Source organism: Candidatus Protochlamydia naegleriophila, from assembly GCF_001499655.1.
Taxonomy (GTDB): domain Bacteria; phylum Chlamydiota; class Chlamydiia; order Chlamydiales; family Parachlamydiaceae; genus Protochlamydia; species Protochlamydia naegleriophila.
The window spans coordinates 1,857,728-1,872,930 of record NZ_LN879502.1; the positions used below are offsets into that span (position 1 = coordinate 1,857,728).

General features: G+C 42.5%; 15 protein-coding genes and 1 tRNA gene. 4 read left to right on the top strand and 12 right to left on the bottom strand.

All coding sequences use genetic code 11. The annotated features are described in order from the left end of the window. Positions 1-95 precede the first annotated feature (95 nt). The 10 genes from PNK_RS13440 to PNK_RS07835 form a co-directional block, all read right to left on the bottom strand. Positions 96-293 carry a hypothetical protein gene (locus PNK_RS13440; RefSeq protein ID WP_158021749.1) on the bottom strand — a complete coding sequence of 66 codons (198 nt, stop codon included), beginning with the start codon at positions 291-293 and terminating at the stop codon, positions 96-98. A gap of 96 nt (positions 294-389) precedes the next feature. Continuing rightward, entirely contained in the window at positions 390-1,130 is a 741-nt protein-coding gene (locus PNK_RS07795) for a nucleotide exchange factor GrpE (protein ID WP_051981705.1), read from the bottom strand. Between the two features lie 73 nt (positions 1,131-1,203). Further along, complete coding sequence (ispE, locus tag PNK_RS07800; protein ID WP_059061328.1) at positions 1,204-2,034, bottom strand: 4-(cytidine 5'-diphospho)-2-C-methyl-D-erythritol kinase; 831 nt, start codon at positions 2,032-2,034, stop codon at positions 1,204-1,206. A gap of 146 nt (positions 2,035-2,180) precedes the next feature. Next, complete coding sequence (gene rplI / locus PNK_RS07805) at positions 2,181-2,669, bottom strand: 50S ribosomal protein L9 (RefSeq protein WP_032124226.1); 489 nt, start codon at positions 2,667-2,669, stop codon at positions 2,181-2,183. Positions 2,670-2,693: 24 nt separating this feature from the next. Beyond that, a complete protein-coding gene (rpsR, locus tag PNK_RS07810; RefSeq protein ID WP_032124225.1) occupies positions 2,694-2,954 on the bottom strand; it encodes a 30S ribosomal protein S18 in 261 nt (86 codons plus the stop codon). A 10-nt stretch (positions 2,955-2,964) separates the two neighbouring features. Further along, the gene (gene rpsF, locus PNK_RS07815) at positions 2,965-3,309 is read right to left on the bottom strand and encodes a 30S ribosomal protein S6 (protein ID WP_032124224.1); all 345 of its coding nucleotides are present in this window, start codon (positions 3,307-3,309) and stop codon (positions 2,965-2,967) included. Between the two features lie 10 nt (positions 3,310-3,319). After that, a complete protein-coding gene (pth, locus tag PNK_RS07820) occupies positions 3,320-3,976 on the bottom strand; it encodes an aminoacyl-tRNA hydrolase (RefSeq protein WP_079992869.1) in 657 nt (218 codons plus the stop codon). Positions 3,977-3,992: 16 nt separating this feature from the next. After that, positions 3,993-4,553, bottom strand: a complete 561-nt coding sequence (locus PNK_RS07825) for a 50S ribosomal protein L25/general stress protein Ctc (protein WP_032124223.1) — start codon at positions 4,551-4,553, stop codon at positions 3,993-3,995. Between the two features lie 193 nt (positions 4,554-4,746). Then, a complete protein-coding gene (locus PNK_RS07830; protein WP_059062388.1) occupies positions 4,747-5,691 on the bottom strand; it encodes a ribose-phosphate diphosphokinase in 945 nt (314 codons plus the stop codon). A gap of 18 nt (positions 5,692-5,709) precedes the next feature. After that, positions 5,710-5,781: transfer RNA gene (locus PNK_RS07835), tRNA-Gln, on the bottom strand. A gap of 1,183 nt (positions 5,782-6,964) precedes the next feature. Here PNK_RS07835 and PNK_RS07840 point away from each other — a divergent pair. From PNK_RS07840 to PNK_RS07855, 4 genes are all read left to right on the top strand, one after another. Then, the gene (locus PNK_RS07840) at positions 6,965-7,381 is read left to right on the top strand and encodes a DUF1398 domain-containing protein (RefSeq protein ID WP_059061330.1); all 417 of its coding nucleotides are present in this window, start codon (positions 6,965-6,967) and stop codon (positions 7,379-7,381) included. Between the two features lie 263 nt (positions 7,382-7,644). Continuing rightward, complete coding sequence (gene glgA, locus PNK_RS07845; RefSeq protein ID WP_059061331.1) at positions 7,645-9,168, top strand: glycogen synthase GlgA; 1,524 nt, start codon at positions 7,645-7,647, stop codon at positions 9,166-9,168. Positions 9,169-9,481: 313 nt separating this feature from the next. Next, positions 9,482-10,099: a CDP-diacylglycerol--glycerol-3-phosphate 3-phosphatidyltransferase gene (gene pgsA / locus PNK_RS07850; RefSeq protein ID WP_032124219.1), complete on the top strand. Its 618-nt coding sequence runs from the start codon at positions 9,482-9,484 to the stop codon at positions 10,097-10,099. A 258-nt stretch (positions 10,100-10,357) separates the two neighbouring features. Further along, positions 10,358-13,078 (top strand): DUF7948 domain-containing protein, encoded by a 2,721-nt coding sequence (locus tag PNK_RS07855; RefSeq protein ID WP_079992870.1) that lies wholly within the window; start codon positions 10,358-10,360, stop codon positions 13,076-13,078. Positions 13,079-13,159: 81 nt separating this feature from the next. On the opposite strand, the gene PNK_RS07860 is transcribed toward PNK_RS07855, so the two are convergent. Together PNK_RS07860 and PNK_RS07865 are read right to left on the bottom strand one after the other, a co-directional pair. Next, positions 13,160-14,536, bottom strand: coding sequence for an amino acid carrier protein (locus PNK_RS07860; protein WP_032124218.1), 1,377 nt, complete (start codon positions 14,534-14,536; stop codon positions 13,160-13,162). A gap of 68 nt (positions 14,537-14,604) precedes the next feature. Next, the gene (locus tag PNK_RS07865; protein WP_032124217.1) at positions 14,605-15,069 is read right to left on the bottom strand and encodes a hypothetical protein; all 465 of its coding nucleotides are present in this window, start codon (positions 15,067-15,069) and stop codon (positions 14,605-14,607) included. Between the last annotated feature and the right edge of the window lie 134 nt (positions 15,070-15,203).

The window sequence follows — 15,203 nt, forward strand, 5'->3', positions numbered from 1 at the left end:
ATTTAATTGAATATTATTAAGAACCGATAAATATTATTAAAATATTTTCAGGATTTAGGTTTGAAAATGAGGAACTAGTAAGCTTGTTCCACCTGCTAGCTCAATTCACACTCTCTATCGTAGAAGCGTTGACTCATTTCTAAGTAACCTGCTTGACGAAGTTGATGCGCGGTCAGCTTGATTTTAATGAGAAGAAGAATTTGACATTCACATCGACGACATACAATTACTGGACTTGGATGCTCAGCTGAACAGATAGGACAAATCCATAAATTTTCATTCACGTCTTCCATGATAGGTAAGCCTCACTCGGTTGATGGCAACTCATTCAAATGAGTAACACCACTCATTCAAATTAAGCATGCCAAATAGCCACTAAGCGGCTAGCGTTAAACATAGATCACGACTTCAGCATGGCGTAGGATCGTATCATCTTGGCTATAGCCAGGCCTGATGACTTGTGCAATAGTTCCCTTAGGCGATCCAGCGACTTGTTCTAAAGCTTGATGTTTGTCTTGATCAAAAGGATCGCCCACATGGGGATCTATCAAGTGAATCTGCATTTTCTCAAGGCGCGATAACAGTCTATAGCGAACGCGATTCACTTCTTCAACGAAAGTATGGATGATATCTTCTGCTAACGGATGCCAATGAGGAGGTTTAGCAAACACCCCTTCTTTTTTTGGCAAGACTTGCAACAATTGATGCCCCATATGTTTGGTCGTATGAGATAACTCTAAAATCGAATCAGATATCTCAACGAGCAGCTCTTGCGTTTGCTGCTCCAAATGCGCTTGCTTGTCTCCCAACAATTCGAGTTCTAAATCTGAAAAAGTAGGAAGAGCTTCTTCAGCTTCCTTACCAGGCTCTCGCGAAAGAACATCCCCCTCTTCATACTCCTCCCACTCTTCTGACATCATTTCGAGCAACGAGTCTAATTGAAGAGCAATCTTACCCATGTTTTCTACGACCAGCTTAACCTCTCGATTTTGCTTGCGCACCTCTAAACTGAGTTTTTCGTTTGCCAGGACAGTATCATATAAGCTCGGAATCTTTAGGCTTTCATAGGCTTGCTTAACCTCTTCCGGCCACTCTGATGAGGGATCATTTTTTAAAGAATCGTCTGCCATTATCGTTGCTACCTATTTTCAATTTTCACTGGGGCGTGTCAAATTCAATGACTTATTCTCTTGGGTGAAGAATTTATGCGTACCACTGTATTGGAGATCTATTAATAAAATGAGCAGAAAACGCTCTTAAACTTGTTTGGTGAGGTAGGTGGCCCTCACCCATACAGAAAAATGAAGAGCCCGAACCAGACATCAATACCGTTTCAAAGCCGCTTTGAGAAAGAAAAGCTTTAATCTCCTTCAATTCGGGACAAGCTTCAAAAGCTGCCGATTCCAGATCATTAAAATAAGGCAGTGTTCCTTGCAAGAACTTCTCTTTATCGAGGTTAGAATACGCTTCTTGAGAAGTCTGAGAAATTCGGACTCGGCCGTACACTTCCGGAGTCGAAAGACCAAGAGCTGGCTTGACAATCCAAAGCTTTTGATTGGCAGTAGGAGGCAAATCCTGAACCACTTCCCCCCTCCCGGTGCAGTGTGCTGTGCCGTTAGAAAAGAAAAAAGGAATGTCTGATCCGATTTCTCCGCTCCATTGCATTAACTCATCTGTCGATGCAACTCCGCCGGCTAATTGATTACATGCCCAAAGAGTCGTCGCAGCATTGCTGCTTCCTCCTCCAAGACCCGCTTGAGAAGGTACACGCTTATCGAGGTGGACTCTTAAATGCAGATCAATGCCTGTTTTAGAACGAAATAGCTGAGTTGCCTTAAGCACTAAATTAGAGCTGTCTGTCGGCAGTAGAGGATCTGAACAGGTCAGAACATCCTTTACCTGGCGCTGAAAAGTCAAGACATCACCTAGGCTAATGGTTTGAAAAACCGAAGAAAGTTCGTGATAGCCATCTGAGCGCTTTGATACGACACGTAAGAAGAGATTGACTTTAGCAGGGGAAAATAAGCGCAACATAGGGCATGCTCCACGCTTTGAGTAGGGTAAGAAACTTTATATCTTAAGAAGCCCTGTAAGAGGACACTGCAACCATCTCAGCTCCTTAAAAAAAACTAGAAGTTGCTAATGATAAAATCATCAAACAACTTCTAGCCATAATTCACTTAAGACGCTTGCTGCTCTTCTAAGCTTGCGCGATGACCTTCTTCAGACATCACTTTAAGATTAAAGCTAGCAGAAACACCCTCTTTCAATTTAACAACAACGGTATGAACACCAGTTGTTTTAATCGCATGCTTAAGTTGAATAGCTTTCTTTTCTACTTCAACTTGAGTATGTTCTTGAATAAGGTGAATGATGTCAGCAACCGTAACGGAACCGTACATGTGCCCTTCATGGTCAACTTTAACCACTTTCACTAAGGACACTCCTTCAATCTTCGCTGCAACGGCTTCAGACTCTTCCTTGTCAGCGATCGCACGCTTTTGACGTTCGTCTTTCAGACGCTCTTGCATACGGAGAGCATTTTTATTAGCTGTAACCGCTAGTCCTTGCGGAAGTAAAAAGTTACGTGCATAGCCAGGCTTTACGTTAACAATCTCTCCACTTCTGCCTAGAGCTTCCACATCTTCTAGTAACAACAATTGTGCCATACTGTTATCTCCTCGTATGATTCCTTAAACTTCAGCTACAAATGGCAACAACGCCACATGACGGGCGCGTTTAATTGCTGCTGTCAATTTCTTTTGATGATAAGCAGATACGCCTGTAATACGTCTTGGTAAAATTTTACCACGTTCTGTGATAAATTTAGTCAAAGTGTCGATATCTTTGTAATCAATGTCTCTTACGCCAGCCGCTGTAAACGGGCAACGCTTGCGCTTTTTAGAACGAGCATCAGAGTACTCTGAATTGTATTTTGGTCTTCTTTGCATCATAGTCTACTCCTTACTGCTGCTCAACTAAAGGTTTGAATTCAATTTTCTCCATCACCTTCTCTGTACGTAAAGTAATAAAGCGGATTAAGTCTTCATTCAAATGGTACTCCTGCCACAGATCAGAAATCGCTGCTGTTGGAGCTGTAAAATAAACCAGGTAATAGTAACCTTCACGATGTCCATCAATTTCATAAGCTAAACGGCGGCGTCCTTGCTCGTGAATTTTTTTAATTTCTCCACCATGGCTGGTGATTCCTGATTGAATTCTATCCAAAGCCTTGTGGCGAGCATCATCGCTTAGCGTCGCGCTAATGACATACATTCCTTCGTAAAGGTTTTGTCTGTTTTGACTCATGCGTATTCTCCTAACCCTGCAAAGGGGGTTTTGTTAAATCTATTGACTCCTTCTTTGGCAAGGGAACCAATCTGTCCTTGCTCGGAGCCGTGTTGACCACGTTCATCACATGCGAGACGCTTTCTTTTAATAAGCGTAGTAAAACCTCTACCCCGCGATCAACAAAAGTCGCTAAAATTTTTAATTCTTCTGGGCTAAACGAATCTAAAACATATCCTGCGAGTTCTTTCTCACCAGGATGTCCAATTCCCATCCTTAAACGAACATAATGCGAACTCCCTAAATGAGTTTCCACACTTTTTAATCCGTTATGCCCTCCTGCACTCCCCATCGTCTTTAATCTGAGCTTTCCAAAAGACAGTGCGATGTCATCTGTGACAACCACTAAACAACTAGCAGGCAACTTAAAAAAGTCTAGATAACGCCTAACAGCTGTTCCGCTCAAATTCATATAGGTCAATGGTAAAAGCAAGTGGATCGATGCCTCTCCGATTACCCCTTTCGCTACTAAAGCATTAAAACGCCTATCTTCTTTAAAGTGCCACCCCATACCCAAGGCAAACGCCTTAATGACAAGATAACCCATGTTATGCCTTGTCAACTCATACTGAGAACCTGGATTCCCAAGTCCCACAAAAAGGTAATTTTGCTGAGCTGAATGTGTCACTCTTTAAGCTTTTATTTTAACGTTTTACAATAACAGCTACAACTTCGTTTAAATCAACCAAAGGACGTACTGTTTCTGGGATTGCAATGTCGCTTAAACGCTTAGATTGCTTAAGGCCCAACTCTTTTACATTCAATTCGAAGAAAGTTGGCATATCTTTTGGCAAGCAACGTACGCGAACATGACGAATGACCTGACGGAGTACACCACCCAATTTAATCCCCACGCAATCAACAGTGCCTGTGCATTCGATAGGTACTTTTACGTTGATTTTATGCTCTTCTAATAACTCTTCGAAATCCAAATGCATCACTTCATAAGTCGTAATGGTATACTGAATATCTTTTACTAATACACGACGCTCATGCCCCTTGTCGTCAACCAAAGTAAATACCGTTGTAGGTAGATGACCTGATTTAACTTGACGAAGGTAAGCGCCAAATTCAGAACTCTTAACAGCTAAAGTTTCACCGGCTTTCCCTCTAACATATAGGACAGCTGGAATCATTCCTTCACGACGAAGGCTATTGACTTCGCTTTTGCTATTTCCTGTTCTCGATACTGTTTGCAGTTTCATGAATCCCCCAAAAAGGATAAAGTTAAACAAATTTCTACATTACGCTAAGCTTTGTTCGGCTGGTTTGACCCATCAATTCTCTTTTCAATTGCAAAGCTGCGCAACTTATCTAAAAAAATTCCGATCTACAATAAAGCCCCTAAAAGAGGAAACTTTTCAGATCGTTATCTTTCACTAGGCTTATAGACACATTTTATAAAGAAGAGATGGACTCATCCGATACTATACATTGGATGGCATGAGCCAAAAGAGGGGCTATCGAAATGGTTTTAAGCTTATGACCGTCTTTCAACCGTTCAGTATAGGGAATGGTATTCGTCATCCATACTGACTCAAGCAAACTATTTTCTATACGGTTAACAGCATCGTCCACAAATAGCCCGTGCGTGATAACACCAAAAATACGCTTTGCTCCCTTCTCTTGGCATGCTTTCGCTGCTGACACTAAAGTTGCTCCTGTAGAGCACATATCGTCAGCGAGAAGTACATCTTTTCCGTTAACATCTCCGATCAATGAAAGACCACCCACTTCCATCGCACTCAGGCGATGTTTGTCAACTACTGCAAAATCAACTTGAAGCTGACCTGCGAAAGCTCGGGCTGTTTTAACACTTCCAATATCGGGCGCAACGACAACACAACGACTCAATTCTAAATCTCGCAATCCATCAATCAAGAGCTGGCGCCCATGAACGTGATCAACTGGGATATCAAAAAAACCTTGCAACTGACCAGCATGTAGGTCAACGGCCAAAATCCGCGTTACACCCGCCTCGACCAATAAATTAGCCACAAGCTTGGCCGTAATCGGAACACGCGGCTTGTCTTTGCGATCTTGCCGGCAATATCCAAAATAAGGGATCACTGCCACTACACTTCTTGCAGATGCCCGTTTTAAAGCATCCACAATGATCAACAATTCCATTAAATAGAAATTGGGATCTAATGCAATAGATTGCAAAACAAAAACGTCCCGCCCTCTCACACTCTCCAAAATTTGAACCGCTATTTCCCCATCAGGAAATTGATTGAGCTGCACTTGACCAAGAGAAATACCAAGTTGAGATGCGACTTCAGTCGCTAGAAGAAGATGAGATGATCCAGCAAACAACAGCGGTTGAGGAAAACTAAAGGACATTTGATCGCCTATGATCAATTGGGGTGGAAGGATTCGAACCTCCGCGTGGCGGTACCAAAAACCGCTGCCTTACCGCTTGGCTACACCCCATTAATTATGAGCCATTCGCATTAGCAAAGACAAAATAATACTGATCCACCGTTTTTTTTGCAACAAGAAAAGGAAATGTTCTTCATCTTAGCATAAACAACTGATTATCAATCCAAATCAATCCATCCATTCTCTATGCATTTTTTTCTCAGATTCTTATTTCTGACTTATGAGTAGACCTTTTAATGCTGCTATTATCCAATCATGGAGCAATAGCTTCATAGTTAGTATAGCTGTTTGCAAAAGAACCGCCATCAAAAACAGCAAGACCTAGGCGTGCAGAAATTTGCATAAAAACTATCATGCAAGACTAGTTTTTTGCCAATTCACGAACTAAGATTGGAAAGCATGTGAGTTCCACGCAACTCTTGTTTGCTAGAAGTACTTTTGGGAAGATAGACCCCCCAATTAATATTCTAATTAGCTAACTGATGATGCTCACCCCATTTTCTGCTCCACTAATCTTTACAGATGCTTTGCGTCCTCAAAACAATGGAAACTCGCTTTGGTAATAAACTGCCGACAACCGATAATGGGTAGAATATTCCAAATCAACAGTCCATTGCTTTAAAGCGAAGTATTTACATTGGCACTCTTGCGAGAGGAAACTTGTTTGCTGCTGAAGCGGAATATGAAGGGATCCCCTCTGGTTGGCAATAGAAAAGCTTAAGAATGCTTTATAGAGTGCTCGTGTGGATCTTTTAGCCTATCCAAAATTATCCACCTGCAGTAATGGCATTGATTAGAAAGGAGAATAAGATTCTCTTGGCGCAAGGTCCGTATTTTTCTGAGAAATCTTACAGCGTAGAATCCAGGTGAAACGCTTGAGCAATGCGTCTGTCTTGAAATATTTGAAGAAGTCAGCATTAAGGTAAGAAATATTTGTTATTTTGGCAGCCAACCATGTCCATTTTCGCATTCTCTTATGATGGCATTCACTTATGAATGGGAAGAAGGAGAAATTTCTATCCTTCCTGTAGAATTAACACATGCAGATTGATTTGACTATACAAACTTACCCCAATTACCTTCTCGCCTGAGTATCTCGAAGATGCTTATTGATACATATCTTTCATCGCTATAACTTATAACTGATTGTCATCCAGACTAAACCCCAACACTGCCTGTATAACCCAAAACAGAGACAGAAAAGAAGTTGTAACTTTAAGTATCAGGAAAAAATATGAGCAAAGCTATCGAAAATCTTCTAAACGCCCAACAATTCGCCATGAGTATTCGCTCTCAGATAGGCGGTTTCCCATACCTTGCCGAAGCTTTAAGAAAAGCTGGAATCACTCGAAATATTTGGAACCTCCCTTCGTGCCAGAGTATTTATCTGACAGAGTATGGTTCTGTTGTAAGTCAGGGCACCCCACTTGTTAACACGACTGTTGATATTCCTCTATTTGATCGTGAGGCTCTTATAAAGGCCTTAAGGATCGATCAAGCAGGACAAAGTTCTTTTCCAGAATTCTTAAAGGCTTCTTGGGAAGCAGGTGTTGTGAGCTATATTGTAGACTTTAAAAAACGCGTCGTTATCTACTATGGAGTTTTAGGTGAATCCTATTCTGAAGATTACCCGGCTGTTGAGATAGGATAGCTATGACTAAATGAGAAAATGGTTCATTTCAGACCAAATAAGTGCAAGCTGCATCAAAGGGCTTTTTGCAGCTCTGTCAGCTTGCCTACATTGCGCCGTTTAAGAAGAGGGAAGGGACTGATAACCCCACTGCTTCTTGGTTCAAGCCCATGAAACAATTCTCATTTTTCATTCGCGCGGTTTGTAAAATCTCTTTTTTCTTCCCCTCAGTTCGACTATTAGGTATGGTAATCTTTTAGAAAAATTAAGAACCGGAGCTCCGCATGCACATTGTTCACATTGCTTCTGAACTTGCTCCCCTTGCAAAGGTTGGAGGATTAGCAGACGTCGTTTTAGGCCTTTGCCGTGAATTATCTTGGAAAGGTCACGATGTCGACATCATCATTCCCAAATACGACTGCATGGATAGCGAACAAATTAGAGACCTAACAGTTGATAGCAAAAACCTCATGTCGTTTTACAATGGAGAATGGTTTTCCAATACTATCTGGATGGGCTGGGTTGAAAATCTAAAAGTGTATTTCATCGAACCCCACCACCCTCGATTCTTTTTCAACCGTGGTTGTTTTTATGGTTGTGATGACGATACGGAGCGCTTCTTATATTTTTCGCGCGCTGCAATCGAATTCATGTACAAACGGCCTGTCACACCAGACATCATTCATCTGCACGATTGGCAAACGGCTGTTATTGCACCACTTTACAAAGACATGTACCAGGAACTTGGCTATAGCAAGCCAAAAACAGTTTTTACCATCCACAACATGGAATATCAAGGCAAATGTGCCACGTTTGATCTAAATCATATTGGCTTAGATGGATCTCTCTACCAGCAAGCCAGCCGCATGCAAGACAACCTCTATCCCAACTTAATCAATCTCCTCAAAGGGGGGATCGTTTACTCGGACTTTATTACAACCGTTTCTCCAAACTATGCTAAAGAAGTTCTCTCTCCAGAGGGCGGCAGGGGCCTGGAAACGACCCTTCTTGAGCATAAAGATAAATTTGCAGGCATCTTAAACGGAATCGACTATTCTTATTGGAACCCTGAAATTGACCGCTTCCTCCCCGCACACTACTCGCCTCGCGAAACGCCTGCCAACAAAAAAGACCGCAGCACGATTGATAAAAAAGGATTTATCAAAAAATTGCTCAGAGAAAAGCTCCTATTGGCCGAAGATCACCGCCCCATCGTAGGCTGTATCACGCGCCTCGTGCCTCAAAAAGGAATAGATTTAATCAAGCACACCATGCGCCATATTGTTGATAAAAAGGGACAGTTTGTTTTGCTAGGCTCGAGTCCAATTCCGAGCATTAGCGCCGAATTTCATAGGCTGAAACATCAATACACAGACCATCCCCATATTCATCTGGTCTTGCACCATCAAGAAGAGCTGGCACATCTTATCTATGCCGGATGCGATATGTTTATCGTCCCTTCTCTCTTCGAGCCATGCGGACTTACTCAGATGATCGCATTGAAATATGGAACCGTTCCAATCGTTAGGCATACAGGAGGATTGGCCGACACCATTTTTGACGTCGACAACTCTTCAAAACCCTTCGAAGAAAAAAATGGCTACGTCTTTGAATTTCCCGATGCGGCTGGAATCGATTCCGCACTCGACCGCGCCATTCATTGCTGGTTTGAAGACCCTGAAAAATGGCGCAATTTAATCCTTAACGGAATGAAAATGGATTTTAGCTGGAATCACTCATCAGATGACTATTTGGAAATTTATCGCCAAGTCATTCGCAATGAACAATCTCCTTCAAATCTCTCTTGACATTCGAGGTTGGGTATCGGGAAGCTAGCTGGCTCTCCCAATGCCCAACTCCACCAATAAGTACGATGCTCTCACAACCCCTTAATAGTTAAATAAATGCAAACCATACAAAGATCTCTAGTCCTCCAACTGACGGACATCCGCACGCCACTTTACAAAAGAATACATCCTTTTAGATCAATAACTTGAATTAATAAAAAAATGCGGGTATTTTACTTAGCATCAAAAATAAAAGGAGTAATCTAAGAACTTAAATTGTAAGTGGGTAAAAAAATCCTCGCTTATTGAGCTTTTAGATTAAAGGAAGGTCGATTTGAGCATCCCCAACTATCTGACATTTTTTCGTATCTTTATCAGCCCGATTTTTCTATTAGTTTATTTAGAATACGAAACCTTCAACATCAACTTAGCGACTCTTCCCTATATTCTTCTTTTTATCCTTGGCATATCAGAGTTATCAGATGCCTGCGATGGTTATCTGGCAAGGAAATACAACCAAGTGACCGACCTCGGCAAAATTCTAGACCCAATGGCAGACAGCATCTATCGAATCTCCATCTTCCTCACCTTTACCTTGCCCCCCATTCAATTGCCCATGATCTTGATCTTTGTTTTTCTGTATAGAGATTCTGTGATCAGCACCTTACGGACCATTTGTGCTCTCAAGGGATTTGCTCTAGCGGCGCGCCCAAGCGGCAAACTCAAAGCAGTCATCCAAGCGATTGCCGCCTTTACCACTATCATCTTACTAATACCCTATTCAATGGGTTATTTATCGCGCGAAACACTCCAGCAAACGAGCACCATTATAGTGTCCATCGCAGCTCTTTATTCTCTATTCTCTGGAGTAGAATATTTATATGCGAATAGACAATATATCATGAAATTATTGATGACACAAAATAGTAAGACAGCAGACCTCGTCGATTAAATTCCCCTATTTAATCAACAGTTTTACTAATAATAATCTAGCCTTATATCTTAAAAAAAATTATAGACACTCCTATAGTTTCACCCCTTTTATCCCGATTTTAACTCCTGTCGTTGGGTTAAACCTAAATCATCTCTAGCGCACATGTATTTTCAATGTGCCGAACAAGAAAAAATATTCCACAATGTTTGAAAGAAACTGTGTTTAAATAAAGCTGATCAAAGATTCTTAAAATCGCATGAAAAGGAGAAATAGGTCATGAGAGCATGTATGCTAAGCCCCTTTACCACTCTCAAAATTGCTCTCATTGCACTATTTGCGACTCTGATAACAACAGCATTTTTATTCATTCCGACCCAAACTAAAGAAGAAAAATTAGAGCACTTAACAAAGAACGCCCTCGTTAAGTTTCTCGAATTACCCCTTTATTTCGAAGGCAATGTCGGACAATTGCCATCTGAAATCAAATATAAGACTCAACGCTTGGGACATTCTTTTTACTTTACCGAGCAAGAGATTGCCATCGCAGTACCCATCGCAAAAAAGTCTGAACAAAAACAAGAGTTTTCAGTTCTGAAGATGGAGTTTGTGAAAGCCAATCAAAATTTAAACCTAAAAGGTGTCGATGAGCAATCGTGCAAGAGCCACTACTTCATTGGAAGCAATTCCAATCAATGGCATATCGACATTCCCAATTACACAAAAGAGATTTACGAAAACTTATATACCGGCATCGATGCTGTTTTTTACGGAAATGGCCAAGTGCTTGAATATGACCTGTGCGTTGCGCCAGGAGCCGATCCAAATGAGGTGCACGTGCACTTTGAAGGAATAAAGGAATTGACGCTTGACAAGAAAGGAAATCTTCAAATTTCGACTCCTGATGGCCAGCAGCTCTTAATGCAAAAGCCGTTTGTCTACCAGATAAACAATGAAAAGAAAGCCGAGATTCCAGGAGAATTTGTGCTCCTAGCAAAAAATGACATCGGCTTCAAAATTGGCTCATACGATCGGAGCAGTTCTCTCATTATCGATCCCATTCTAAGCTATTCCACCCATCTTGGAGGCTCCGGAGAAGATTTTGGCGTAGCTCTAGCCGTTGATACAAGCGGGAATGCGTATATTGCTGGCCTTGCGAATTCAGTCGATTTTCCAACAACACCAGGCGCTTTTCAAGAAATATTGACCGGTGATATCGACTCTTTTGTAAGCAAACTAAATGCAAGTGGCACTGCCCTTATTTATTCTACCTACTTAGGTGGAAGCTTAAACGACCTCGCAAACGAACTCGTGATAGACAGCAGCGGCAATGCCTATATCACAGGATCCACCTTCTCCCCAAATTATCCCACGACCCCAGGAGCTTTTCAAGTTTCACCTCCAGGATCTGGTGCCAACGCATTTTTAACTAAATTAAATGCAACAGGCAGCGCTCTCATTTTTTCCACTTATTTAGGGGGCTCAGGTGTCAATCAAAGCGCCTCTTTGGCTATCGATAGCGCTGGAAATAGCTACCTTACGGGATTGACGACTTCTGCCGACTTTCCAGTCACTCCAGGAGCCTTTCAAACAACCTTAAATGGTGTTTTTAATAGTTTTATTACAAAGTTCAATTCCACGGGATCGGCTCTCATTTACTCAACCTATTTAGGGGGCAGCCAAGCAGAACAAGGCACGCGAATCACCGTCGACAGCAGCAATCAAGCCTATGCGATAGGAGCCACTCTTTCAACGGACTTTCCAGTCACCCCAGGAGCCTTTCAAACCTCAAAGCCTGGTGCAACAAATGGCTATGTAACCAAGCTGAATGCCACGGGAACAGCCTTGATCTATTCAACTTATCTTGGAGGCAATAATCTTGATGGACCAAGTGGAATAGCCGTCGATAGCACAGGCAATGCCCATATCGTCGGCTTCACAGACTCGACCAATTTTCCAACAACCCCAGGTGCCTTTCAAACCTCGTTTCTTGGAACACGGGATGCCTTTGCGCTCAAGCTCAACGCAACAGGAACGGGCCTCATCTACTCTACTCTTTTAGGTGGAAGTACCACAAACCAAGCAACCAGCCTAGTATTAGAGCCAAGTGGGTCGATCTATCTTGTTGGAATCACTGCATCGCCTGATTTTCCAACGACGCCAGACGCCTTTCAATCAACTCTCGCAGGAGGGATTGATGTCATTCTCTCCCAGCTGAATGCCGAGGGAAGCGCACTGCTTTATTCTACCTACATGGGGGGAAGTGCAGATGATTTGGGACTCGGAATCGCCTTAGATGGCATGGGCGGTTTGTATATAGCTGGAGCATCAGCATCTTCAAACTTTCCAACGACGCCTGATTCCTTTCAGCCAACACTCGCAGGAAGCAATTCAGCTTTTATTGCCAAATTTAGATTAGCCGCACCAATCGTGCCAATCGTCACGGCTATTTCCCCAAACAGCGGGTCAGAATCTGGGGGCACTGTCGTTACCATTACGGGTTCAAGCTTTACCGCAACAAGTGAAGTCTTCTTCGGTTCAACAGCTGCCATTTTTGAAATCATTAGTGACACCGAAATCAGAGCCATTGCTCCGCCCGGAATGGGGACCGTTCAGGTAGTTATCACAGGACCGACCGGCACCTCTGAAACCACACCAGCATCCGCATTCACCTATCTGCCCGAACCGCCTCAACCCGGAAAAGTTCTACCACCCACCCACTTAAAGGGAACTCAAAAAAAGAACCGCTTTCTTTCCCAAACAGATTACATCAATGTCCTCAAATGGAAAGCTCCAAAACAGGGCAATCCCCCCATTAGCTATAAAATTTACCGCCTTCCTCAGTTAAATAAAGCAATCAGTGTCACTCCAGCTTTCTTACCCTTAGAATTTAAAGATCACAATCGCAAGAAAAGCAAAGCCTATACTTACCTGATCATAGCAGTAGATGAATTTGGCAACGTGTCCGCACCGGCTTCCATCACAGTCAAGCCGAACTAGGATTTTATTGCCCGTACCTAATAAAATAGCCCAGTCATCTGACTGGGCCGCCATTAGGACTCTTTGCTATATCTAGCTCGATTAAACCTGCTCTAAAGAAACCTTTGATAGCAAGGGCTCTTGTTCGCGCGCGCGGCTTTCTGAAGCCAGATCGAAAGAGATTTCATGCCTCAGCATAAAAATTCCGCAACCATTGATGATTAAGAGCGATACCCCTGCAATGGCCATGACTGTCTGAGCCTGGCTCGTCCCCATGAAAGAAAAGATGAGCAGAGCCAAAACAGCATAAGCATAGTAAACGGCGCGTCCATACTTAGGAGAAAGATGCTCCGCACACTTGAGTCCCACACAAAAATAGGCATTAATCGTGTTATAGCCCAGCATAAAGAGAAAGAGTGGCATAAAGAAATGCATGTATGGAAAATACTCTCCAAGTGATAATTGGACCAACATTCCAGCTTCAATGGGCTCTTGCCAAATTCCCGTCGTCAAGATGAGAAAAAGGCTCGTCGTACAGACGATGAATGTATCTAAAAAGATGTCAAAAATGGCAAGGGATGCTTGTTTTTCAGGTATTTGCACGCTCGATTCGCTGTGAATGACAGACGCATACCCAACTCCAATATCTCCCGTATAGCACCCTCTTCTGATTCCATAAGACATTGTACTCATGACCCCAGCACCAACAAAGCCTCCTACTGCCGCATGACCTGAAAAAGCCGACGTAAAAACTTGGCTCACAACGCCTGGAAGAGCTGGTAAGTTGTTAAGCAACACCCACATTCCCATCCCAACATACAGGACAACAAAAATAGGCAAACTCGTACTCGAAATGCTTCCTACGCGGCGCACTCCCCCACTTCCCGCAAAAATAACCAACGCCAGCAAAACTCCGATGACAAGGTAAGAGTTGATTCCTAAATTCCCCGTGATGCTCGTTGAAATCACACTAAATTGATAAACTTCAACCCCATACACACACAACAAAATACAAACGAGCTTCGGTACCCAAGTATTGTTAAAAGCTTTCTGCAAGAAATACATCGGTCCGCCATTGTATCCTCCACTGCCATTTGGAACTCGGTAGCGCAGGCCTAAATAAACTTCTGAATACTTCAAAATCATCCCAGCAATTGCTGTCATCCAAATCCAAAATAAAGCACCCGGCCCACCCAATTGAACGGCCGTACAAATCCCAACAATATTGCCAATCCCTACACAGCCACCGACCGCAGCAAAAAAAGCCTTGAGAGGATGAACCCCTCCTTTCTCCTGGCCAGAATCGCGAACGCGTAAGAATCCCAAAAATGTCTTAAAAACTGTTGGTAAATGGCGAATTTGGAAAAAGCCCGATTTTATCGATAAATAAAGCCCTAATAACATGACGATGGGAACACCGCAATAGGTCCATAAAATATCTTCTAGTAAATCTAATCGAGAGCTTAATTCTGTTAGCATCTATGTTCCAAATTTTGTTTAAAAATTTAAATATTTTCTATATATAGTAAAAAATTTTGCATTTAAAGTCAATTAAGCAATTGATTTATTCTCAAGAATTGTTCTTTCCAATAATAACGATCTAATAATCCTTCGACAGAACGTCCCATTAAAAGATAGCTTAGATAGATGGCTTCGATGGAGGCAAGTCCGCGTTCAGGGTCTGGGCAGTCATGTTGGCAGCGTGGGTAGGCTGTTCGATAGTGGTGTGGAAGGCTACGATAAATGTATTGGGGTTGCTGATGCAAGGGTTTCATCATTTTTTCTGCATAGCGCCAAGTAGCATCGAGAACGAGTAATCCTCGTTTAGCATCATCGACCGAAAGAGGCGGAGCGTCAACTGCTAAAATGATGTAGCCGGACAAATCTGGCAGGCTCTTATAAGGATAGGTGAGAAAAATAAAATCTGAGCGGGATTCTAAACCGCGCAAGCTGCACTTCTTCAAATTTTCAAGTCTATGCCGAATGACGACAGTTGGAGGAAAAGATTGCATTTTTTGCAGATATTACCTTAATTTGGGATTAGGTTATTAACCTGAGTTTTGGATTTATAGACAAGACCCCTGAAGCGGACATTCCCCTCATTCACGACAAGGCATCCCAATTTTGGCAATCAAGCATCTTTTTC